Origin of the sequence: Pandoraea sp. SD6-2 (assembly GCF_000389825.1) — a bacterium.
In the GTDB taxonomy this organism is placed as follows: domain Bacteria; phylum Pseudomonadota; class Gammaproteobacteria; order Burkholderiales; family Burkholderiaceae; genus Pandoraea; species Pandoraea communis.
This window is the reverse complement of record NZ_KB944457.1, coordinates 1-23,436: the sequence shown is the minus strand read 5'-3', so window position 1 is coordinate 23,436 and position 23,436 is coordinate 1. Positions and strand designations below refer to the sequence as shown.

The 23,436-nt window shown below is 65.0% G+C and carries 14 protein-coding genes and 1 pseudogene; 11 read left to right on the top strand and 4 right to left on the bottom strand.

Features of this window, described 5'->3' with window-relative positions; all coding sequences use genetic code 11:
• Nucleotides 1-37 precede the first annotated feature (37 nt).
• Nucleotides 38-4,423, bottom strand: a complete 4,386-nt coding sequence (locus C266_RS23265; RefSeq protein WP_010808264.1) for a YhdP family protein — start codon at nucleotides 4,421-4,423, stop codon at nucleotides 38-40.
• Between the two features lie 173 nt (nucleotides 4,424-4,596).
• On the opposite strand from C266_RS23265, the gene glnE reads away from it, so the two are divergent.
• Nucleotides 4,597-7,470, top strand: a complete 2,874-nt coding sequence (gene glnE, locus C266_RS23260) for a bifunctional [glutamate--ammonia ligase]-adenylyl-L-tyrosine phosphorylase/[glutamate--ammonia-ligase] adenylyltransferase (protein ID WP_010808265.1) — start codon at nucleotides 4,597-4,599, stop codon at nucleotides 7,468-7,470.
• 108 nt (nucleotides 7,471-7,578) lie between these two features.
• On the opposite strand, the gene recN is transcribed toward glnE, so the two are convergent.
• Both recN and C266_RS23250 read right to left on the bottom strand, forming a co-directional pair.
• Nucleotides 7,579-9,243, bottom strand: a complete 1,665-nt coding sequence (recN, locus tag C266_RS23255) for a DNA repair protein RecN (protein WP_010808266.1) — start codon at nucleotides 9,241-9,243, stop codon at nucleotides 7,579-7,581.
• 23 nt (nucleotides 9,244-9,266) lie between these two features.
• The gene (locus C266_RS23250; protein ID WP_036664278.1) at nucleotides 9,267-10,217 is read right to left on the bottom strand and encodes an NAD kinase; all 951 of its coding nucleotides are present in this window, start codon (nucleotides 10,215-10,217) and stop codon (nucleotides 9,267-9,269) included.
• A gap of 75 nt (nucleotides 10,218-10,292) precedes the next feature.
• On the opposite strand from C266_RS23250, the gene hrcA reads away from it, so the two are divergent.
• The 4 genes from hrcA (at nucleotide 10,293) to C266_RS23230 (ending at nucleotide 15,747) form a co-directional block, all read left to right on the top strand.
• Nucleotides 10,293-11,321, top strand: a complete 1,029-nt coding sequence (gene hrcA / locus C266_RS23245; RefSeq protein WP_010808268.1) for a heat-inducible transcriptional repressor HrcA — start codon at nucleotides 10,293-10,295, stop codon at nucleotides 11,319-11,321.
• A gap of 221 nt (nucleotides 11,322-11,542) precedes the next feature.
• Nucleotides 11,543-14,059, top strand: a complete 2,517-nt coding sequence (locus tag C266_RS27830) for a DUF6600 domain-containing protein (protein WP_051126532.1) — start codon at nucleotides 11,543-11,545, stop codon at nucleotides 14,057-14,059.
• Between the two features lie 114 nt (nucleotides 14,060-14,173).
• Complete coding sequence (hemH, locus tag C266_RS23235; RefSeq protein ID WP_010808270.1) at nucleotides 14,174-15,349, top strand: ferrochelatase; 1,176 nt, start codon at nucleotides 14,174-14,176, stop codon at nucleotides 15,347-15,349.
• Nucleotides 15,346-15,747, top strand: coding sequence for an RNA-binding S4 domain-containing protein (locus C266_RS23230; protein ID WP_010808271.1), 402 nt, complete (start codon nucleotides 15,346-15,348; stop codon nucleotides 15,745-15,747). Before hemH ends, C266_RS23230 begins: the two co-directional genes overlap by 4 nt.
• A gap of 197 nt (nucleotides 15,748-15,944) precedes the next feature.
• Here the strand turns inward: C266_RS23230 and C266_RS23225 are convergent, their stop codons facing one another.
• On the bottom strand, nucleotides 15,945-16,133 hold the full coding sequence (locus tag C266_RS23225) for a hypothetical protein (protein ID WP_010808272.1): 189 nt from the start codon (nucleotides 16,131-16,133) through the stop codon (nucleotides 15,945-15,947).
• A gap of 299 nt (nucleotides 16,134-16,432) precedes the next feature.
• On the opposite strand from C266_RS23225, the gene grpE reads away from it, so the two are divergent.
• From grpE to C266_RS23195, 6 genes and pseudogenes are all read left to right on the top strand, one after another.
• On the top strand, nucleotides 16,433-16,978 hold the full coding sequence (grpE, locus tag C266_RS23220; RefSeq protein ID WP_010808273.1) for a nucleotide exchange factor GrpE: 546 nt from the start codon (nucleotides 16,433-16,435) through the stop codon (nucleotides 16,976-16,978).
• 127 nt (nucleotides 16,979-17,105) lie between these two features.
• The gene (locus tag C266_RS23215) at nucleotides 17,106-17,534 is read left to right on the top strand and encodes a co-chaperone YbbN (RefSeq protein WP_010808274.1); all 429 of its coding nucleotides are present in this window, start codon (nucleotides 17,106-17,108) and stop codon (nucleotides 17,532-17,534) included.
• Between the two features lie 96 nt (nucleotides 17,535-17,630).
• Nucleotides 17,631-19,556 (top strand): molecular chaperone DnaK, encoded by a 1,926-nt coding sequence (gene dnaK / locus C266_RS23210; protein ID WP_010808276.1) that lies wholly within the window; start codon nucleotides 17,631-17,633, stop codon nucleotides 19,554-19,556.
• Between the two features lie 127 nt (nucleotides 19,557-19,683).
• Nucleotides 19,684-20,829, top strand: coding sequence for a molecular chaperone DnaJ (gene dnaJ / locus C266_RS23205; RefSeq protein WP_010808277.1), 1,146 nt, complete (start codon nucleotides 19,684-19,686; stop codon nucleotides 20,827-20,829).
• Nucleotides 20,830-20,833: 4 nt separating this feature from the next.
• Entirely contained in the window at nucleotides 20,834-22,768 is a 1,935-nt protein-coding gene (locus tag C266_RS23200; protein ID WP_010808278.1) for a chorismate-binding protein, read from the top strand.
• A gap of 351 nt (nucleotides 22,769-23,119) precedes the next feature.
• Nucleotides 23,120-23,436 (top strand): annotated as a pseudogene (locus C266_RS23195) (hypothetical protein); the annotation flags it as partial.

Below are 23,436 nucleotides of genomic sequence, written 5' to 3'. Positions count from 1 at the left end.
GTTTCAAGCAGAGCGTATCGGAAGCCTCCGGATGCACTCAGTTGCCGCGCATACCTATCGGCGGGACGCTGTTTTGCGCGTCGGGCCGAGTGACCGGGGATGCGTCGATCTTACTCTTATTGCCGCTGCCCTGTCCGATGACCGGATTGTCCCAGGAGCCCGTCACATGATAGGTCGTCGAGAGCGTACGCGAGAGCTGCTCGCCCAACGCCAGTTGCGCAAAGAACGAGCCGATGCCCAGCGCAGGGTTGATGATGGCCCACGCAAGCGACGCCGATGCCGCATTGATTTTCGGCAACACCAGCACGTTCAGGTCCTGCGTCTCGCGGGCGAGGTCGGTGTGCCCGTCGATCTTGATCGTCGCCGTACTGGAATTGATGGTCAGATCATCGGTGTTCGCCACACCGGCTTGCATGGTGGCGTTGCCTTCGATGCTGTCGAACGGCAGACCGCTGCCGATCACGCTGTTGAAGTCGAACGTCAGAATCTTGGCGAGCGTCTGTACCGACAGAATGCCCAGCAGCTTGGCCAGTCCGGGGTCGGCCTTCAGAATCTGCCCGCGCTTGAGGTCGATCGCGACTTTGCCGCCGAGCGTGGGGTAATCGATGGCGTCGGGGCCGCCGCGCCAGCCGAAGCGGCCCGAGACGGTGCCCGAGCCGTCCTTGAGTGTCTTGGGCAGGCCCAGACGATCAAGCAGCCCGCCCGCGTCCTTGACGTTGAGATTGAAGTCGAGCACCGTGCGTCGAGGCACATCGTCGTCACTGCCTGCTGCCGCCGCGCGGCGGCGCGCCGTGCGCCAGTTGCCCTTGACGTCGAGCGTGGCGGCGCTGTTGCTCAGTTCCAGCTTGGTGAGCTGCCACACGGGCACGCCGTCCTCGATATCGTTGTACGCATTCAACTGCAGGCGGCCCAGTGGCTTGTCGCGCAGCACGAAATCGTTGGCGACGAGATCGATGGCCGGGAATTCGTCGCTCGGCTCGTCGAGAACTTCCGTGAGCACGTCGTTGCCGTGGTCTTCGCGCGGGATCACCAGTTTCGCCAGCCGTGCGCGGATGGCGCCCGAAGGGTTCTTCGCATCCGGGGCATGCCATTCGGCGAAGCCGGAGACCAGTTCGGACGCCAGACTCACCTGCCAGTCGCGATCGCTGCGTTGGGCGCCCACAACCAGTTCCGGCCACTGACGCGACATCAGGCGCACCTGCTTGGCATGCAGCGCCAGACGCGTCGGCAGGTAAGGCGTGATTGCCCCGAACTCGTCGCGTGCGGCGGCTGCCGTGGAGGCGGGCGCGGTGCCCGGAGCGGGTGGCGTGCCGGGCGTGACTGGCGTGGCGGCATCGCTGCTGAGCGCCGCGATCACACCGCGCCACGCGTCCACGTCGAGTGTGTCGAACTGCGCGGCGACCTGCACGCCATCGCGCGGTGCCGGCACCGGTTGGTTGATGCCGATACCGCCGCGCAGCACTTCGACGTGTCCGCTATTGCCGCTGGCACGTTGCTGAACGTAGTTACCCTGCACACTGCCGATGGCGAAGTCGAGTGTATCGATGCGGCGCCCGCCCGGGTTCGCCTGCGGGCGCAACGTGAAGCGCGCGGGCAGCGCCGTCTCGGCGCTCTTGCCCAGCGGTGACGGCAGGTTCACGGCCAGACCGGCGAGCGTGGATTGCACGGCCACATCGGTCATGCCCTGACGCACCGTGACCGCTGCCGTGTAGGGCGTGCTGCCCGTCATACGCTTGGCCAGTTGCGCCAGCGTGGCGTTCTCACGGTTCTCGCGCAGGCCCTGCGCGCTCATCGTGCCGTTGATGTTCAGGGCGATGGTGCCGTCGTCGCGACTGCCGCCCGAGGCGCGCACGTCGCCGCCGAGGAACGTGCCGCGCAGATTGTTGAGCGAGATGCCACGTTCGGTGAACGCCAGTTCGCCGTCCACCGCGCCGAACGTCGGCAGCCCGCTCAGCAGCGTGACATCGTTGCGCAGGAATCGCGCGCGTCCCGTGACCTTCGAGCGGTCGGTGTGCTCAAGCGGCATCGACAACTGCATCGCCAACTGCGTTGTGCCGTTCGCGCGCGTCTCGTCGGTGAAGTCGCCGATCCAGTGGCCCACCGGGCTGCTGTTCAGGTACTTCACGAAATCTGCGGCCGGGCCGCGTGCGTCGCCCTTGAGGGTGAGCACCGAGTTGTCCTGTCCGATGTCGTTGATGTCGCCCAGCACCTGGGTGAGCGTCACGCCAAAGACCGAGCCGCTGTCGATGGCGATGTGCAGCTTGTCGGCGTCGAAGCGCAGATTGCCGCGCACTTTCTCGAAGGCGGGCCAGACTTCGGTGTGACCCGGACGCAACGGCGAGGGGTTGAAGGTGACGTCCGCCAGCGGGATGTCGAGGCGGAACTTGCCACCGCCCTTGCCGTAGGGGAAGTCCTCGAGATCGCCTTGCACGGCGAACGGCGCGTTCTGCACGGTGCCTGCGAGCAGGGCACGCTGCAAATAGTCGCGTACGCTCGCACCGATATCTGTCGGCAGATAGCGAGGCACCGTATTGGCGTTCGCGCGCACGATGCTGCCCTTCAGGTCGACGATACCGTTGCCTTTGCCGCCGTTATGCCATGTGCCGCTCACATCGCCCGACAATTCGGCGTTTTGCAGATGCAGGGCATCGACCTGCACCTGCACATTCGCAGGGGCGTCGTGCTTGGTCGCCGGGTAGGACACACGCCAGGACGTGCGTGCGGTGAACGTATCGAGGTCGATGCGCGGCTGGTCGAAGCGGCCGGGGAAATCGAGCGTGGCGTTCTTTGCGCTCAACGTCAGGCTGCCGCGCGACTGATCGGCGTCGATGTGGCCGCTCAGGTTGGCAAAGCCGGGGCGCCCCGCGTTGGGGGTGCCGGGAGACGCGGGCGGATGCTGGCTCGGCGCGCTATCGACGCCCAGCGACTCGAAATCGGCCACCACCCGGTAGTGATCGCGTTCGGGCGGGAGTTGCTTGATGCCCGGCAGATCGCGCCAATTGCCCGGGCCGTGGGGCTTGGGCGCCTGATAGCTGATATCGAAATTGGCCAGGCGGCCGCGCGGCCGGAAGCTCGCGAGCGCGTCGCGCGTCTGGTTGTCGATGGGCAGCGACGGCACGAGCGCCATGACGGCGCCGATGTCGAAGCGCGGGCCCGCGAGCGCCACGTGCAGACCGCGCGTATCGGTGCCGGGGATATAGGTGCCGCGCAGGTCGGGGATATCGAGCGACGGACGGCCCGCGGCCTGCAACGTCAGATCGCGGGCGCGCAGATTCCAGCCGGCGTCGGCCTGCGGTCCTGCACGGGTCACGTCGATCCGGCCCTGTGTCGTGTCGAAGGTGAGTGGCGGCAGGTCGTCGGCCAATTGCACCGAGGTGTTCTCGCCGGCGGTGCGCAGCGTGGCCCCCGTGAGCGCACCGCTGTCGAAATCGACCCATGCGCGGGCGGCGACACGGCCGCGCGACCCCTTGCCCGGCAGGTCGACGTAGCGGGCCAACTGCGCCAGATCGAGCGTGCCGATATCGCCGTAGATCTGACCGCGCCAGCGTTTGACTTCACCGGGACGGGTGAACAGCGGATTGGTGAAGCGCGCACGAATGTCGAGCGGCGCGACGATACCCGCCGGCGGATTCGCCTGCATGCCGAAGCGGTGCTCAAAGCCGCGATTGCGCAGCATCGCATTGACCTGCGAGACGACCACCTCGGGCACATCTCGTGTGGCGTCGCGCCAGCGCACGGTGCCGTTGCGGACAACGATACGTGCCTGACGCATGAGCCAGTCGGCTGCCTTGGTGTTGGTCGCGCCGCCGTTACCGGTGACGGGTATGCCTGCGGCGAGGATCGTGCCGTCGGCGAGCCGTTCGACCGTGACATCCGGTTCGTACAGCGTGAGGCTCGACAGACGGAGGTCGAAATGGATCAGGCTGGTCCACGAGAGCACGGCGTCGAGACGGTGCAGCGTCAGGCTGGGTTCGACGGGCGGTGGCGTACCGGGCGGATTGCCCGACGCCGCAGGCGCCGATGCACCGGACGCCTTGGATGGCGTCGTCCGGCGCGCGCTCGGCACCGGTGTGGCCCCGCGGGGAATCGCCGAGGCCTTGGGCGGTGCACTGGGCGCGGCGCGCGTGATGCGCACTTCGTCGAGCGTGAGGTAGGGGTGCCAGCCGCGCCAGACGGCGTCGACGCGGCCGATGGTGACGGGCAGGCCGATGGCGCGCGTCGCGGCCGCCTCGATTTGCGGGCGGTAATCCGACACGCGCGGAAGGATGACGTACCGGGTCGTGAGCACGACGGCGCCCAGCCCGAAATAGCCGATGACGATGAGCGCCAGCAGCCATTCCAGGCCTAGGCGCAAGCCACGCGGCAGTGACGAGAACCAGGACCGGGTCGCAGTCGGTGAGGCAGGCGGCTTACGGTCGGTCATGCTGCGCGTCTACGAGGGAATGTGGTAGTTTCTGTGGCAAAGACTGTAACACAAGCCCAAGGCCCTCCGAAGGCCAGACCGTAGGAGAAACAGACATGTGATCCGGCGTTTCATCGCGCCTCGGTAAGCATGCGAAAGTCTCTTCATTCTCATTGCTGACCGGAACCCCGCCAGTGAGTTCACCCGAAAACCCGATCGAAATCCCGTCGTACTCGCGCTATGCGGCGCGAATGCTCGCGAGCCGGCCCGCGCTCGCCGAGGCGTTGCCCGCGCTGGCGGAGCACCCTGTGGACGCGCGCTGGCTCGCGCGCCGCTTTGAAGCCATTACCGGCACTGTGCTCTCGCCGCCCGAGCAAGCCAGCGGAGTATCGGGCGTTGACGAGGCGGGCCTTGCCCGGGCATTACGCGTCTTGCGCATCGAGGCGCTGTGCGCCGTCATGCAGCGTGATCTGGATGGTCGCGCCGAATTGTCCGAGGTCACCGAAGCCATGACGGCACTGGCCGAGTTCGCCGTGCAGGCGGGCATCGCAGTGCTGTCGCGCGAACTGGAAGCCATTCACGGCGTGCCGCGCAATGCCGAAGGCGAGCGCCAGACGCTGAGCGTGGTGGGGATGGGCAAGCTCGGCGGGCGCGAACTGAACGTTTCGTCGGACATCGATCTGATCTTCTTATATGAAGACGACGGCGACACGTCGGCGCCCGACGATGCCGATCCGGCCGCTGCGAACCGTCTGCGGCTGCTGTCGAACCACGAATTCTTCACGAAGCTCGGCCGCAAGCTGATCGGCATGATTTCCGAACTCACGCCGGACGGCTATGTGTTCCGCGTGGACATGCGTTTGCGTCCCAATGGCGATTCGGGGCCGCTGGTGTGCAGTCTGCCGATGCTCGAAGAGTATTTCTACGTGCAGGGGCGCGAGTGGGAGCGCTATGCGTGGATCAAGGGCCGCCTCGTCTCCGAGCTGGCAAGCGAGCCGGGCAAGCGCGTCGAGCGGCTGCTGACGTCGCTCGTCCAGCCGTTCGTGTTCCGTCGTTATCTGGATTACGGCGTGATCGGCGCGATTCGCGCGCTGCACGAGCAGATTCGTCACGAAGCGGAGCGTCGCGCACGGGCCAAACCCGCACGCATCAACGACATCAAGCTCGGGCGCGGCGGCATTCGGGAGGTGGAATTCTCGGCGCAGGTGTTCCAGTTGATCCGGGGCGGTCAAGAGCCGGAACTGCGCGTGCGGCCGACGCTGGCCGTGCTGGGCGTGGCAGCGCGACGCGGTTGGCTCGCGCAGAGTGTTGCCGACGAATTGGCGAACGCCTACGTCTTCCTGCGCAAGCTCGAACACCGCATTCAGTATCTGGACGATGCGCAAACGCACATCCTCCCCAGTACCGGCGAGGATCGTCTCGCGGTCGCTCGTGCGATGGGGTTCCCGGACGAAGCGAGTTTCATGACGGTGCTCGACGAGCATCGCGAATTCGTCGCCGCGCAGTTCGACGAGATCTTCGCGGACAAGGCGGGCGGCAGCGGACAAAAAGGCGGGAAGAAAGGGGCGTCCGGCACGGGCGACTGCGAATGTCCGCCCGAGCTGTGGAGCGAATGCCTCGCCGACGAGACGCAGACGGGCGATCTCGGCAATCAACTCACGCGTCTCGGGTTTGCCGACCCCGAAGGGGCGCTCGATCGTCTGCGTGCCGTGTGGACGTCGTCGCGCTACAAGGCGCTGGGCGAGATCAGCCGGCGGCGCTTCGATCAACTCGTGCAACGCGCGGTGGAAGGTGCGGCCGGCACAGGCGAAGCCGACGCGGTGCTCGCGCGCATGCTCGATCTGCTCTCTGCCATCAGCCGCCGCAGTTCGTATCTGGCGCTCCTCACGGAGTATCCGCGCGCGCTGGAGCGTGTGGTCAAGGTGCTGGCCGGTTCGCGTTGGGCGGCCGGCTATCTGATTAGCCATCCGCAATTGCTCGACGAATTGCTCGACGACGAAGCGCTCGCGGCGCCGTTCGACTGGCCGTCTTTCAAGACCCAGCTTCTGCTGAGCCTGAACTCGGCCGGGGCGTCGGGCAACGTCGAAGTGCAGATGGATATTCTGCGGCGCGCACATCACGCCGAAGTGTTCCGCATTCTGCTGCTCGATTTGCAGGGCACGCTGTCGGTCGAAGCGATTGGCGATCGCCTCTCGGAGTTGGCCGACATCATCGTCGATGTGACGATCTCGACCGTCTGGCCGCACGTGGCGACACGCCACCGGGAGGTGCCGAAGTTTGCCGTCGTCGCCTACGGCAAGCTCGGTGGCAAGGAACTGGGCTACGCGTCCGATCTCGATCTGATCTTCCTTTACGACGATGACGACGATCACGCGCCAGACGCTTACGCCGCGCTCGCCCGCCGGTTCGTGACGTGGCTCACCACGCACACGGGCGCGGGCATGCTCTTCGATGTCGATCTGCGCCTGAGACCCAATGGTTTGTCGGGCCTGCTGGTGACCAACATCGAGAGCTTCCGCCAGTATCAATTCCGCGAGGGCAATGCGAATACCGCATGGGTCTGGGAGCATCAGGCGCTCACACGGGCGCGCTTCTGCGCCGGCGATGAGACCATTGGCGCTGCGTTCGAGAACATCCGTGCCCAGGTGCTTGCCACGCCGCGCGAAGCGTTGCCGCTCGCGCAGGAGATCGTGGCGATGCGACGCAAGGTGTTGGAGGGGCACCCGAATCCCGGCAATCTCTTCGATCTGAAGCACGACCGGGGCGGCATGGTCGACATCGAGTTCACCGTGCAGTATCTGGTGCTGCTGTATTCGAGCGCGCATCCGACGCTGCTGCGCAATGCGGGCAACATCGCGCTACTTCGCGAAGCGGCCCAGCTTGGATTGATCGACACGAAACTTGCCGACGATGCTGCTGCCGCTTATCGGACGTATCGCAAGCGTCAGCACAAGCTGCGGCTCGATGGCGTGGAAGCGGCACGTGTGCCGGCGACCGATGTCGAGGCCGAACGCGAGGCCGTCATGGCGTTGTGGGATTCGGTGTTTTCGGAAGCGGGGCCGGTCTGATATCCGGCGGATGACGCTCACGGGCGGCGGGGACGACGCCCGTGACAACGTCGCCTGCGATTTGCAATTTACGGTTTGCGACGCGCGCCCCGCGCGTCACGAACGCGCTCAGAGCGCGAGCATCTCCCGCGCGTGCTTGCGCGTCGTCGCCGTAATTTCGACACCGCCGAGCATCCGCGCAATCTCCTCGACGCGTTCCGTGCGGCCGAGCGGCTCGATTTCACTCATTGTCGTATCGCCGTCGCTGCGCTTCGTCACGCGCAGATGCTGATGGCCAAGCGCAGCGACCTGCGGCAAGTGGGTGACGCACAGCACCTGCCGTCCCTGACCGAGTTCGCGCAGCAGACGGCCGACCACTTCGGCCACCGCGCCGCCGATGCCGGAATCCACTTCGTCGAAAATCAGCGTCGGTGTGAGGCTCGCGCTGCTGGCGATTACCTGCAATGCGAGGCTGATGCGCGCCAGTTCGCCGCCGGAGGCCACTTTGGCCAACGGCCGCGTCGGTACCCCCGGATGGCCGGCGACGAGAAATTCCACCGTCTCCAGACCAAACGATTGTGGCTCGGGCGTCGGACTCAGCATGACTTCGAAGCGCCCGCCGGGCATGGAGAGATCCTGCATGGCGCGCGTGACTTCGCGTGAGAGCGATGCCGCCGCCTTGGCGCGCGCCTTCGACAACGCCTTCGCCAGCTTGAGATAGTCGGCGTGCGCGGCGTCGGCAGCGGCCTGCATGGCGGCCGTGTCCTGCGAGGCTGTCAGTTCTTCGAGTTGTGCGCGTCGTTCGGCATGCTCGGCGGGCAGTTGCTCGGGGGCGACGCGGAACTTGCGCGCCGCCGAATGCAATGCGTCAAGCCGTTGCTCGACAACGGCGAGGCGTTCCGGATCGAGATCGACGCGTTGCGCGTAATGGGTGAGCGAGTGGACGGCTTCGCGCAGTTGAATCTCGGCGGGCTCGAGTGCGGCCAGCGTATCGGCGAGGCCTGCATCGATCTCGGCCAGTTCGCGAATCTGATGCACCACGTGGCCCAACGAGGGGACGATAGCGCCATCGGCTTCGGCAAGCGTATCGAGTGCGCTTTGCACGCCGTTGATGAGGCTGGCGGCGTGCGAAAGCCGGCGATGTTCGGCGCTCACGTCGTCCCATTCCCCTTCCTGCGGATTGAGCTTGTCGAGTTCCGACGTCTGCCATTCGAGACGTTCGCGCTCCAGTTGCAGCTCCCGATCGCGCCCGCGCGCTTCCTCGCATCGTTTGACGAGACGCCGCCATTCCTTGTGCGCCTCCGCCGTATCCGTGGTGAGCTGCGTGGCGCTGGCATGTGAGTCGAGCAGACGGCGTTGCGCATCGGGTCGCAGCAGTTGCTGATGTGCGTGCTGTCCGTGAATGTCGACGAGCATCTCGCCAAGTTCGCGCAACTGGGCGAGCGTGGCGGGTGTGCCGTTGATGAAGGCGCGTGAGCGTCCGCCCGAGTCGAGCACGCGGCGCAGCAGCACGCCGCCGTGCTCTTCGAGCGTGAGCGCCTGCGCCTGCAACCAGGCTTCGAGATCGGGGCGGGCTTCGGCGTCCGCCGCGAACTCGGCGGTGATGTCGGCGCGCGTCTGGCCGTTGCGCACCATGCTGGTGTCGCCGCGCTCGCCCATGGCCAGCGCCAGTGCGTCGATCAGAATCGACTTGCCCGCGCCGGTTTCGCCCGAGAACACGGTGAAACCGGCGGAGAATTCCAGGTCGAGACGATCGACGATCACGAAATCGCGAATCGAGAGACTGCGTAGCATGGGATATCGGGGCAGGCGTGAGGTCAGGTCTGCGGCGTATCTTCTTCGGAGATATGCTCGTTCCAGTGCAGCTTGCGGCGCAGCGTCGCGTAGTAGTTGTAGCCGACCGGATGCAGGAACGTCACCTGATGTTCGGAACGGCTTACCAGAATCTGATCGCCTTGACGCAGTTCGGCAAACGACTGCATGTCGAAGTTGGCGCCGACTTCGCGCCCGCGCGTAATCGTGATGACGATGTCGCTCGAATCGGGCAGCACGATGGGGCGGTTCGAGAGGGCATGCGGGGCGATGGGCACGAGCACCAGGCCGCCCAGGCGCGGATGCAGGATCGGGCCGGAGGCCGAAAGCGCGTACGCGGTCGAGCCGGTGGGTGTGGCGACGATCAGGCCGTCCGAGCGTTGCTTGTACATGAAGCGGCCGTCGACATCGACGCGCAGCTCGACCATGCCCGAGATGCCCGAGCGGTTCACGACCACGTCGTTGAACGCGAGCGTCTCAAAGAGCGTCTGGCCGTCGCGCTCGATGCGAGCTTCCAGCAGCGAGCGCTGCTCGCCTTCGAAATGCCCTTCGAGCATGGACGGCACGACCTGTCGCATGTCGTCGAGCGGAATATCGGTGATGAAACCGACGCGTCCGTGGTTCACGCCGATGAGCGGTACCTTCGACGCCGCAAGCTGACGCCCGACGCCAAGCATCGTTCCGTCGCCACCAACGACGACGGCGACATCGACCTGCGTGGCGATTTCCTGAATGTCGAGGGTGCGGTACGAATCGGCGCTTGCGCCGATGTTGTGCGCCGTGTCGCGCTCGAAGACGACGTGATGCCCGCGCTGGGCAATGCATGCCGCCAGCGTGAGCAATGGTTCGGCAACGCCGTCGGCATGGTATTTCCCGACGAGCGCTACGGTCTTGAAAGGGCTCCCTGTTTTCATGCCGCCATTACACCATAAGTCGATGACAGCAACCATCGGCATGCGCCGCCGGCCGCGGTTCTTGCCTCGGGGTTTGCCGCACGCCGCGTGCGTACATTTCGCGTTACAATTTTTGCCATGCTAGATCAACGTGCGCAAGCTCTCCTCAAAACCCTGATCGAACGGTACATCGCCGATGGCCAACCGGTCGGGTCGCGCACGCTTTCCCGTTATTCCGGGCTCGACCTGTCTTCGGCGACGATTCGCAACGTGATGGCCGACCTTGAGGCGCTTGGCTTCGTGTCCAGCCCGCATACGTCCGCCGGTCGCGTGCCCACGCCGCGTGCCTACCGTCTGTTCGTCGACACTATGCTGTCGGTGCGCCCCCTCGACGAAGCGGCGCATCGACTCGCGTCGCACGTGCAGAACCGGTTGCAACCGGCGGGGCCGCAGCAACTGGTTGCCTCGGCGGCGGAGGTGCTTTCGAATCTCTCGCAGTTCGCGGGCGTGGTGCTCACGCCGCGCCGCAGCCAGATCTTCCGGCAAATCGAGTTTCTGCGCCTGTCGGACAAGCGCGTGCTGCTCATCATCGTCACCCCCGACGGCGACGTGCAGAACCGTATCATCCTGACGGAAAAGGACTATTCCCCAGCCCAACTGGTCGAAGCGGCGAACTATCTGAACGCCCACTTCGGCGGCCACAGCTTCGATGACGTGCGGGGTTACTTGCGCGGTGAACTCGACGCGTTGCGCTCCGACATGAGTGCCTTGATGCAGGCCGCCGTTCAGGCGGGCAGCGACGCCATGGCCGACACCACACGCGAGAGCGTGCTGATTTCGGGCGAGCGCAATCTGCTGGGCGTGGAAGATCTGTCGTCGAACATGGAGCGGCTGCGCCGGCTGTTCGATGTGTTCGAGTCCAAGACCGGCTTGCTGCAACTGCTCGACGTGTCGAGCCGGGCGCAGGGCGTGCAGATCTTCATCGGCGGTGAGTCGAGCCTCGTGCCCATCGAAGAGATGACGGTCGTCACGGCACCGTACGAAGTCGACGGCGAAATCGTCGGCACGCTGGGCGTGATCGGCCCGACGCGCATGGCTTACGAGCGTGTGATCCCGATCGTCGACATCACGGCGAAGCTGCTCTCCAACGCCCTCAGCCAGCACTGACCGGCAGCGCGTGCCGGCGTGTCGCCGTCGCATCTCTTCGCCTTTGCGTTACAAACCCGTAGCATTCCTTTACACGCTGTCACACATGGCAGGCTTACGCTTGAATCGTCACTTATGGCGAAGTTGCGATCATCGCGTTCGTCAAAGGATTCGGACAGAGCGACAAGGCAACGCGGCCAGCGCAGCGCGCGACGCGTGAACGGAAAAGGCCCGGAGTGTCTATGAAATCCCTGATTTCCTGGCGGACGATGGTCCGTTATCTCGGCGTCGGGCTTGCGCTCGGGGCCTTGGGCGCCGCAGGTGTACCCGCGCTGGCGCAGGCGCAGAGCGCCGATCCCCCGGGCCGGGTGGCCCGTCTGAGCGAATTCGACGGCACCGTCACCTATGCGCCCGCCGGCACCAGCGATTGGCGTTACGCCAACCGCAACCGGCCGCTGACCACTGGCGACGCCATCTGGGTCGACCGCAATGGGCGCGCCGAGATGCACGTGGGGGGCACGGCGGTTCGTATGGGCGCGTCCACGAGTGTCGCGTTGTCTGCCGTGACCGACCAAAATGTGCAACTGAACGTAACGCAAGGGACCGTGGGGCTGCGTCTGCGGACCTATGATCCGAATCAGCCGTACGAGATCGATACACCGAATCTCGCATTCGTCCCTCAACAGGCAGGGGAATACCGCGTAGACGTCGATCCGAACGGCGTGACGACCGTGAGCGTTTGGCGAGGTGCGGCCACCGTGTACGGGCAGGGCGCCTCGGTGCCGCTGCAACAGGGGCAACGCGTGGCGTTCGTCGGTCAGAACCTGACGCAGCAACCGACGAATCCGCTCGTGGCAGATGCGTTCGACCAATGGGTACGCCAGCGCGACGCGCGCGAGGACGCGTCCGTCTCGGCTCGCTATGTGCCGCGCGACATGACCGGTTTTGAAAGCCTGGACGACTATGGTGCGTGGCAGGAAACCCCGACCTACGGCGCCGTCTGGGTGCCGTCGGACGTGCCTTCGGGCTGGGCGCCGTATCGCACCGGCCATTGGGTCTGGGTCGATCCGTGGGGCTGGACGTGGGTGGATGACGCCCCGTGGGGCTTTGCGCCGTATCACTATGGCCGGTGGGCGTATGTCGACGCGCGCTGGTGCTGGGTGCCGGGACCGGTTGCCGTCCGTCCGGTGTACGCCCCGGCGCTGGTCGGCTGGGTGAGCGGCAGCAGCGGCGGGAATCAGTGGGGCATCTCGTTTGCGGCAGGCGGCGTGGGCCTCGCGTGGTTCGCGCTTGGCCCGCATGATCCGTACCGTCCGGCTTATCGCGCCAGTTCGTCGTATGTCACCAACATCAATCGGTCGACGGTGATCCAGACGACCAACGTCACCAACATCAACGTCAACAACGTGTACGTGAATCGCAACGTGCGCGGCGCCGTGTCGACGATGCCCGCGCAGTCGTTCGTGCAGGGCCGCCCGGTAGGTGCGCCGGTGGCGTTGGCCGCACCGCATGCCGGTCAGACGTGGCGTGTCGGTAATACGCCGGGGGTCGCGCCGGTGCAGCAGAGCGTGTTCGGCAACAGCCGTCGTGCCGCAGGGGCCCCGCCGGCGGGCGTTTTCAACCGGCCGGTGCTCGCCACGCGCGCGCCGCAGGCTCGTGTGATGCCGTCGCGCGAGCTGACGAGCAATCTGCACGCGGTGCCGAATGCTGGCGGTGCGCCGTTGGTTTTCCCTCAGAACGCGCAACAAGCGCAGAACATGCGGCCGGGCGCCCCGAACGCGCAGGGGCGTGTGCAACCGCGTGTGACTGTCGTGGGCACGCACGGCCCGGTCGGTGCGCCGATTGGTGTGAATGGGGCGACGCCCGCACAACCAGCGCTCGGGCCAACCGGCGCCACGGGGACAACGCCGGCGCACGGCGCATTGCCGCCGGCTGGCGGTGTTCCGCCGATGCTTGGTGCGCCAGGGGCGCCCGGCCAGCCGGGAGTTCCGGGGCGTCCGGGAGTACCGGGAGTACCGGGAGTACCCGGTGTGCCGCGAGCGCCAGGTGTTCCGGGTGAGCCGGGCGCGCCGGGATATGCGGGACATGGCGTTTATCAGAATCGTCCGGGGCAACCCGCGCCGCAGGCCCAACCGCCGGTGCGTGGTGAGCCGGCGGTGCCGTCCGGGGTGCCGCATCCTCCGGCAATGAATGCGCCGGGGCAGCCTGCCGCACGCGGCGAAGCACCGCAGGCGGTGCCGCAGCCCGGACACGACGCGGCGCAACGCGATATGCAGATGCGCCGCCCATCGCCGCAGGCCCCGGCGGCACCGCCGGAAATGCGCAATGCACCCGTCCCGCCGGCACCGCAGCGTGTTCAACCGGAAGCGACAGAGCCGGCTCGCCGGCCGCAGCAGTGGCAGTCGCAGCCGCAGGTGCCGCAGCCACAGTTCCAGACGGCACCGCGAGCGCAGCCGCAGATGGAGCGTCCGCAGCCGCAGCCGCAGGTGGAGCACGTTCAACCGCGCCCGCAGCCGCAGATGGAGCGTCCTCAGCCGCGCCCGGAGCCGCAGATCGAGCGACCGCAAGCGCCACCGAGACCTCAGCCTCAGCCGGAGCGCCCGCAGGTGGCTCCTCATCCTCAGCCGCAAGAACCTGCGCACCCGCAACCCGCACCGCGTGAAAGCAAGCCGGAAGGCGCACGCGCACCGTCGCACGAGGCAGAGCATCCGAGCGCCGCGCATCGTCCGGCAAAAGAAGACGATCATCCGCACGGCTAGCGTCGAATCGCGTGGGCTCCCCTTGCGTCAAGCCTGGCTGGCGCAGGGGCGGGCCGGGCACGGGGCAGCCCGTGTCCGCCGGATTCGGGCCGGGTTTGCGGTAAAGTACGATCCATGCGCTTCGATCCCGAACCTATTTCGCATGGACAGTCCGGCAAGACCGCCGTTCTGCTGATCAACCTTGGCACGCCTGACGAGCCGCGCCCTGCGGCCGTGCGTCGCTATCTGCGCGAGTTTCTGTCGGACCCGCGCGTCGTGGAAATCTCCCCGTTGGTGTGGCAGCCGTTGCTGCGGCTGGTGATCTTGCCGTTTCGCTCGCGTCAATCCGCGCAGAAATATGCGACGGTCTGGACGCGCGACGGCTCCCCGCTCAAAGTGAACACCGAGCATCAGACGAACGCGCTGCGCGCCTTGCTGCATGCCAACGACTACGACGTGGTCGTCGATTACGCCATGCGCTATGGCAATCCGTCGATTCCCGAGCGCATTCGCGCGCTGCGGCAAAACGGCGTGGAGCGCATTCTCGTCCTGCCGCTGTATCCGCAGTATTCAAGCAGCACGACGGCCACGGCCAGCGACGCCGTGTTCCGGGTACTCGGCCGGCTGCGTAATCAACCCGACGTGCGCACGGTGCGCGACTATCACGATCATCCCGCCTACATCGAGGCGTTGCGTCAGCAGGTCGAGGGCTATTGGCAGCAGCACGGCCGGCCGGATTTCGCTGCCGGCGAACGGCTGTTGCTGAGCTTTCACGGCGTACCTCGTCGTACGCTCGATCTGGGCGATCCGTACCATGACCAGTGTGTGAAGACGGCGCGCCTGCTGGCTGCCGCACTCGGTCTGGACGAAACCACCTGCCGTCTTACGTTTCAGTCGCGTTTCGGCAAGGCGGAATGGCTCCAGCCCTATACCGCACCGACGCTCGAAGAACTCGGCCGTGGCGGCACGCCGCGTGTGGACGTGTTCTGCCCCGGTTTTACCTCCGACTGCCTCGAGACGCTCGAAGAAATCAACATGGAAGGCCGCCACGCGTACCTGTCGGCAGGCGGCAAGGCGTTCCACTTCATCCCGTGTCTGAACGGTGCGAGCGCCTGGATTACGGCGCTTGGCGAGATTGCGGCGCGTCATCTGCAAGGGTGGCCAGTGCTGACGCCAGAGGGCACGGCGCAGGCGTCGTCGGCGGCGGTGGCCTCGACGCGTCAGCGCCAGGTCGCGGCCATGGCCGCATTCGACGAAGCCAGTGCAGCGGCCGCCGCCGCGGCGCAAAACCCGTCGGGAGCCAGTACGTGACGGTCAAGGTTGACGATTCTCCGCAGGCCGCCACGCGCATCGACAAATGGCTGTGGGCCGCCCGTTTCTTCAAGACGCGCTCGCTCGCCACACAAGCGGTCGACCGTGGTCGCGTGCTTTGCAACGAAGCTCGCGTCAAACCGGCGCGCGACGTGCGCCCGGGCGACCTCGTCACCGTGGACAACGGCAGCACGCGCTGGGAAGTGCGGGTGAAAGCCATCGCCGAAGTCCGGGGCTCGGCGCCCGTCGCGCAGTCGCTGTATGAGGAAACGCAAGCCAGTATCCAGGCGCGGGCCGACGAGAGTGAGCGCCGACGTCTGTTTCAGGAGCCGGCGGCACAGATGCACGGGCGTCCGACGAAACGGGACCGGCGGCGTCTGGGCGGCGTGAGCGAGTAGCACGCGCCGGTTCTGACGATCTCCCGGTCCGCCCTCCATCGGCGGCATTTTCAACGCCCGAATGAACGCCGCCGCTGGCGAAGTGCGCAGCGGCGGGCGTAGAGGGGGGCGGAATTCAGCTGTCCCGCGAGAGGCGGAACGAACCGGGAAAACGGCTTCGCGCACAACGAAAACGTGTCGCGCGCGCCCCGGGGCGATCAGCGCGAAGGGATTCCGGTATTGGACGAGTGCGCCGGCATGCCCGGCATTTCGACATAGTGATGCAGTACAGCCCGCACGCTACCGTATTCGGTGTCGCGCCGGGTGACTGCGCCGGACAAGCAGATCGTAATCGTCACCATCGTCACCAACGCAAGGATGAAGACAACAGCCAGTGGCAGCTTCATGATGCGCTCCTGAAAGAACACTACGCCGGACGAAGGGTGTCCGGCGAGCGGCCGGGTCCAGCACGGCACATCCATCAACTGGACCGTAATTCATGTTAGGTCGCAGCAACGGCCGATACAATAGAGGACTCGTAACGCGTGTAACCGGATATTTACCGGAACGCCGCGCGCACCGGTATGGCGCATAGAATGCCCGCCAGCTCTTGAAATCGGTGTGAACGTCCCTACTATGCAAAGGGATTTGAACCGGTGGCGCATCGTCGTGGTGCGCTGCAAGAACCTTTTGACGACTCAAGCTCATGACTGAACAGCAAAACACCCCCGACCAGCCGATTCCGTCCCAGGCCGAAGCGGCCCCGAACGACGCTGCGCTCGCGAACGACGCGCTGCCCTCGGTCGAGGCGCAACTTCTGGCGGCACAGGCCGAAGCGGCGAGCCTGCGCGACGATGCGTTGCGCGCCCGCGCCGAGATGGAGAACGTCCGCCGTCGTGCGGAAGATGAAGTGGCAAAAGCCCGCAAATTCGCGGTGGAAAGCTTCGCGGAGAACCTGCTGCCGGTGATCGACAGCCTGGAGGCCGCAGCGGCCGACCAGAGCGGCGACGTGGCCAAACTGCAGGAAGGCGTCGCCCTGACCCTGCGCCAACTCGTCTCCGCGCTCGAACGCAACAAGGTGACGGTCATCGACCCGGCCGGCGCAAAGTTTGATCCGCATCAGCATCAGGCCATCTCCATGGTGCCGGCCGAACAGGAGCCGAATACCGTAGTAGCAGTGCTGCAGAAAGGGTATCTGATTGCCGACCGCGTGCTGCGCCCGGCTTTGGTGACCGTCGCAGCGAGCAAGTAACCGTGCTGCCATGACATCATGGCAAGCTTCGATCTTCGGATAGGCGAAGCGGTTGGCGCGCAAGGCATGGCAGGCGGCTGACGCGGGCATCGATGGACGGCTGGGCAACAGGTAAGGATCGGCGATCATGGCAGGTGACCTTCCGGGCGTGGCGGGTATCGACGGCACGGCATTCGAGGTGTTTTCGATGCAGGCGCTGACGACCGAAACGTTCGACGAAGGGCTGCGTGAGGCAGGCGGGGCGCTGGCGGTGGTGTTTTTCTGGGGCGTCGACTGTTTCAACTGCGAAGTCGCGAAAAAGACCATGCTCGCGCAGCGCGAGGCCATCGCTGCCTTGGGGTTGCGCTGGTTCCATGCCAACGTGTACGCCGATGCGGCGCTGGGCAAGCGCTTCGGGTTACACGGCGTACCGACGTTTTTCTTCTTCCACGAAGGCAAGAAGCTTGGCCGGGCAACCGGCTGGCAGGGTTTGCCCCAGTTCCGGCTGGCGGTGGCCGCCGCACGCGAGAAAATCGCGGCGGCGGGGGGCAAAACCGGACAGCAGGAAGGGTCTTGAAATGCACCGGGCTGCACCCATATCTCGTGCAGATCAATGAATTGAATGGGCCGCAGGCCCGAAAGAAAGACGCAAAGGACGCTAGGAGAAATTCAAATGGGCAAAATTATCGGTATTGACTTGGGCACCACCAACTCGTGCGTGGCCGTCATGGAAGGCAATCAGGTCAAGATCATCGAAAACGCGGAAGGTGCCCGCACCACGCCGTCGATCATCGCGTACATGGACGATGGCGAGATCCTGGTCGGCGCGCCGGCCAAGCGTCAGGCGGTGACCAACCCGAAGAACACGCTGTACGCTGTCAAGCGCCTGATCGGCCGCCGCTTCGAAGAAAAAGAAGTGCAGAAGGACATCGGCCTGATGCCGTACAAGATCGTCAAGGCCGACAACGGCGACGCCTGGGTGGAAGCGCGCGACCAGAAGCTGGCCCCGCCGCAGATTTCCGCTGAAGTGCTGCGCAAGATGAAGAAGACCGCCGAGGATTATCTGGGCGAACCGGTGACGGAAGCGGTGATCACGGTGCCGGCCTACTTCAACGACAGCCAGCGTCAGGCAACCAAGGACGCCGGGCGCATCGCCGGTCTGGAAGTCAAGCGCATCATCAATGAGCCGACCGCAGCCGCACTGGCTTTCGGTCTGGACAAGAAAGAAGGCGGCGACCGCAAGATCGCCGTGTATGACCTGGGTGGCGGCACGTTCGACATCTCGATCATCGAAATCGCGGATGTGGACGGCGAGCACCAGTTCGAAGTGCTGTCGACCAACGGCGACACGTTCCTGGGCGGTGAAGACTTCGACCAGCGCATCATCGACTACATCATCGGCGAGTTCAAGAAGGAACAAGGCGTCGATCTGTCGAAGGACGTGCTTGCGCTGCAACGCCTGAAGGAAGCGGCGGAAAAGGCCAAGATCGAACTGTCGTCGAGCCAGCAGACCGAAATCAATCTGCCGTACATCACGGCCGATGCCTCGGGTCCGAAGCACTTGAACCTGAAGATCACGCGCGCCAAGCTCGAAGCGCTGGTCGAAGAGCTGATCGAACGCACGATCGAGCCCTGCCGTCTGGCTATCAAGGATGCCGGTGTGAAGGTGGGCGACATCGACGACGTGATTCTGGTCGGCGGTATGACCCGTATGCCGAAGGTGCAGGACAAGGTCAAGGAGTTCTTCGGCAAGGAGCCGCGCAAGGACGTGAACCCGGACGAAGCCGTGGCCGCAGGTGCCTCGATTCAGGGTTCGGTGCTCTCGGGCGACCGTAAGGATGTGCTGCTGCTCGACGTGACCCCGCTCTCGCTCGGTATCGAAACGCTGGGCGGCGTGATGACGAAGATGATCACGAAGAACACCACGATCCCGACGAAGCACTCGCAAGTGTTCTCGACGGCGGACGACAACCAGCCGGCTGTGACGATCAAGGTGTATCAGGGTGAGCGCGAAATGGCTGCCGGCAACAAGTCGCTGGGCGAGTTCAACCTCGAAGGCATTCCGCCCGCCGCACGTGGCACGCCGCAGATCGAAGTGACCTTCGACATCGACGCCAACGGCATTCTGCACGTGGGCGCGAAGGACAAGGCCACGGGCAAGGAAAACAAGATCGTCATCAAGGCGAACTCGGGCCTGTCGGATGCCGAGATCGAGCAAATGGTGAAGGATGCCGAGCTGAACGCCGAAGAAGACAAGAAGGCTCGCGAACTGGCCGATGCCCGTAACCAGGGCGACGCGCTGGTGCACAGCACCCGCAAGGCGCTGACCGAGTACGGCGACAAGATCGAGGCCTCGGAGAAGGAAGCGATCGAATCGGCCATCACGGCATTGGAAGGCGCACTGCGCGGTTCGGACAAGGCAGATATCGATGCCAAGGTCGAAGCGCTGGGCACCGCGAGCCAGAAGCTCGGCGAGAAGATGTACGCCGATATGCAGGCCCAGGCCGGCGCTGCGGGTGCCGCAGGCGCCGAGCAAGGCAAGCCGCATGACGATAACGTCGTCGACGCTGAAGTAAAAGAAGTCAACGACAAGAAGTAAGGTGTGCATGGCGCGCGGCGCACACCGATGTGCGCCGCGTGTAGGCCGGGTATCGGAGTTCTCTGAAAAGGGAATCTCGACCCGGCTTTTTGCCTGATGGCGACATGCAACAACATTGGAAAGACTTATGTCCAAACGTGATTACTACGAAGTCCTTGGCGTCGCCAAGAACGTCGAAGACAGCGAAATCAAGAAGGCGTATCGCAAGCTGGCGATGAAGTACCACCCGGACCGCAATCCGGACAGCAAGGATGCCGAAGAGAAATTCAAGGAGGTCAAAGAGGCCTACGAGATGCTCTCCGATCCGGAAAAGCGTGCTGCGTACGACCAGTACGGTCACGCGGGCGTCGACCCGAATATGGGCGGCTTCGGCGGTGCGGGCGGTCAGGGCTTCGGTGGCTTCGCAGATGCGTTCGGCGATATCTTTGGCGACATCTTCGGTCAGGGCGGTCCCGGCGGCGGCCGTGGCGGACGGGCCGGCCCGCAGGTGTATCGCGGCGCGGATCTGCGCTACAACATGGAGATCACGCTCGAGCAGGCGGCGAACGGCTTCGACACGCAGATTCGTGTGCCGAACTGGGAAGAATGCGAGATCTGCCACGGTAACGGCGCGAAGCCGGGCACGAAGCCCGAGACCTGCCCGACCTGTAGCGGTTCGGGGACGGTGCGCATGTCGCAGGGCTTCTTCAGCATTCAGCAGACCTGCCCGAAGTGTCACGGTACCGGCTCGTACATTCCCGAGCCCTGCACGAACTGCCACGGCTCGGGCAAGATCAAGAAGACCAAGACGCTGGAGATCAAGATCCCGGCGGGTATCGAAGACGGCATGCGCATCCGTTCGTCCGGCAACGGCGAGCCGGGGGTGAATGGCGGTCCGGCGGGCGACCTGTATGTGGAAATCCACATCAAGGCGCACAACGTGTTCGAGCGCGACGGCAACGATCTGCATTGCCAGATGCCGATTTCGTTCGTCACGGCAGCCCTCGGCGGCGACATCGACGCCCCGACGCTACACGGCAAGGTGACCTTCGAGGTGCCCGAAGGCACGCAGACGGGCAAGACGTTCCGCCTGCGCGGCAAGGGCATCAAGGGCCTGCGCGAGAGCTATCCGGGCGATCTGTACGTGCATGTGCAGGTGGAGACGCCGGTCAAGCTCGACGACAAGCAGAAGCAGATGCTGCGTGACTTCGACACCTCGCTCAAGGCGGGCGGCGCTCGTCACAGCCCGCAGTCGAAGGGCTGGTTCGACCGTGTGAAGCAGTTCTTCGAGTAATTCCATGCAAAGTGAAGCGCCTTTGGCCGCATTTGCGCTGTTGGACGACAGCGCGGATCCGGCCGGCGGGGCGCGTCTGTATACCGGGCTCGTACGCGAGGTGACTTGCGACGAGCCCGGTGTGCTTTCCGACGCGCTTCGCGAAGTGGAAGACGCCTCGCGTCAAGGCCTGCATGCCGTGCTGTTGACCGACTACGAGTTCGGTGTGCGTCTGGGCGGCGTGCATACGGTAACGACGCGTCGTGCGCCGGGCCAGTTTCGCGCGCTGCTGTTCCGTGAATTGCAGCGGCTCGACGCCACGCAGACGCAAGTGTGGTTGTCGCGGCAGGAAGCGGCGTATGCCGGCGATGGCCTGACGCCTGCGCCTGCCATGGGCGGCAGCGACGAGATTCACCGCCCAGGCGTTGCCGGTGTGGCGGCGCTGCAAGCCGACGTCAGCGAAGCTGGCTTCGACGACGCCATTGCCCGCATTCACGAGTGGCTCGCTCAGGGCGAGTGCTATCAGATCAACTACACCTACCGTCTGAATTTCGACGCGTTCGGCTCTCCCGTGGCGCTATACCGACGGTTGCGCGCGCGTCAGCCGGTGCCTTACGGCGCGCTCGTCATGCTGCCTGGTGCGCAGGGTGTCGCAGGCCGCGCGATCCTTTCGCTCTCGCCCGAACTGTTTCTGCGCCATTCGCGGGGCCGGATCGAAGCGCGGCCGATGAAAGGCACGGCCCCCGCCAGTGGCGACGCGGTGGAGGATGCCAAGCGCAGTGCCGCACTCGCCGCAGACGAGAAGAATCGCGCCGAGAACCTGATGATCGTTGATCTGTTGCGCAACGATCTCGGGCGCATCGCGACGCCGGGGTCGGTCAAGGTACCGAAACTCTTCGAAGTGACGCGCTTCGCGAGCGTGTTGCAGATGACGTCGACGGTCACGGCGGCGCTGCCCCAAGCCACCTCGTTCGCCGACGTCTTACGTGCGCTTTATCCGTGCGGTTCGATCACCGGCGCGCCGAAGCATCGCACGATGCAACTGATCGGCGAACTGGAAGTGTCGCCGCGCGGGCTGTATACCGGCGCAATCGGTTGGCTTGACGCACGCGAAGACGACCCGCAAGCGCTTGGCGACTTCTGCCTGTCCGTCGCTATTCGGACGCTGGAACTCGACGCCCCGGATGCCAGCGGACTGCGGCGAGGCAGGCTCGGTGTCGGTGCGGGAATCGTGCTCGACAGCAAAGCGGAGGAGGAGCGCGAAGAGTGCAAGCTCAAGGCGCGTTTTCTTAGCGCGCTCGATCCGGGCTTCGAACTCTTCGAGACGATGCGGGCGACGCGAGGCGATGGCGTGGCGCGTGTCGAGCGACATCTCGCGCGTCTGGCGGCATCGGCGGCGTATTTCGGTTTCCGCTTTGATGGCATGGCGTTGCGTGCACAACTCGACGCGGTTGTCGCAACCCTTATGGAGGACACCGTTCACCGGGTTCGTCTGGCGCTCTCACACGACGGCGAGACGGCCATCACGCATGCGGTGCTGGCGCCCCTTCCGGACAAAACGGTGTCGGTGCTGCTACTTGCGGAGAATGCAAGTGCCACACGAGCGGCTGACCTGTTCCTGCGTCACAAAACCACTGTGCGCGCGCAATACGACGACGCCTGGCGTGCCGCAGAAGCGAAGGGTGCCTTCGACGTGCTGTTCTTCAACGAACGGGGCGAGTTGACCGAGGGCGGGCGCAGCAACGTGTTCGTCAAGCGAGACGGTATCTGGATGACGCCGCCGTTATCGTCCGGCGTGCTGCCGGGTGTGATGCGCAATGTGATGCTCGCCGATCCGGCGTGGGCGGCGGTAGAGGCTGTGCTTACGCGCGAAGACGTGCTGAACGCACAGGCGATCGTTGTGTGCAACGCGCTACGCGGGGCACTTCCTGCGCGGTTGGTTGCCGCCGCAGACGCGTGACGCGAGCCAAGCACTGGCGCCACATCCACCTTCCATGAGGTAAACCGCGCAACGCGGTTTGTGCACTGCACGGCACATCAATCCACTGGGAAAATTCTTAATAGAGCCTTCTTCTGCCCCGCGCACTGCGGGGCTTCCCGTCTATACGGCCATCGGTCGTCGTTGCCCCGCAGGCCCGTATTTCACCGACGAGCGCGGTGGCGTCGTCGGCAAAATCACTCCCTCTCTCGTGGAAGTCGACCTCTGTTGATAGTCATTGGGCTGCCGGGGTGCCGATGTGTCAGTGCATTTCTCGCACAGAATCCTTGGAGCCGGCGTCCGATGTTTATTTGACTCTAGGAGCGAGAAAACATGAACGAGAACGATCTTGAACTGCAGCTTAACGAAGACCAGATTCGCCATATTCAGGCGATGACCGGACAACGTATCGGGGCGATTCGAGTGGTGTCGAATTTCCCGGGGCTTCAAGGGATACAGGGTGTGCAGGGCGTGCAAGGTGCACAGGGTATGCAAGGTGCGCAAGGCTTGCAGGGAGTCCAGGGGGGGCAAGGCCCGCAAGGTATGCAGGGTATTCAGGGTGTGCAAGGGCCGCAGGGTTATCCGAACGCTCAAGGCATGCAAGGCCCGCAAGGCATGCAGGGTGTTCAGGGCATGCAAGGGCCGCAGGG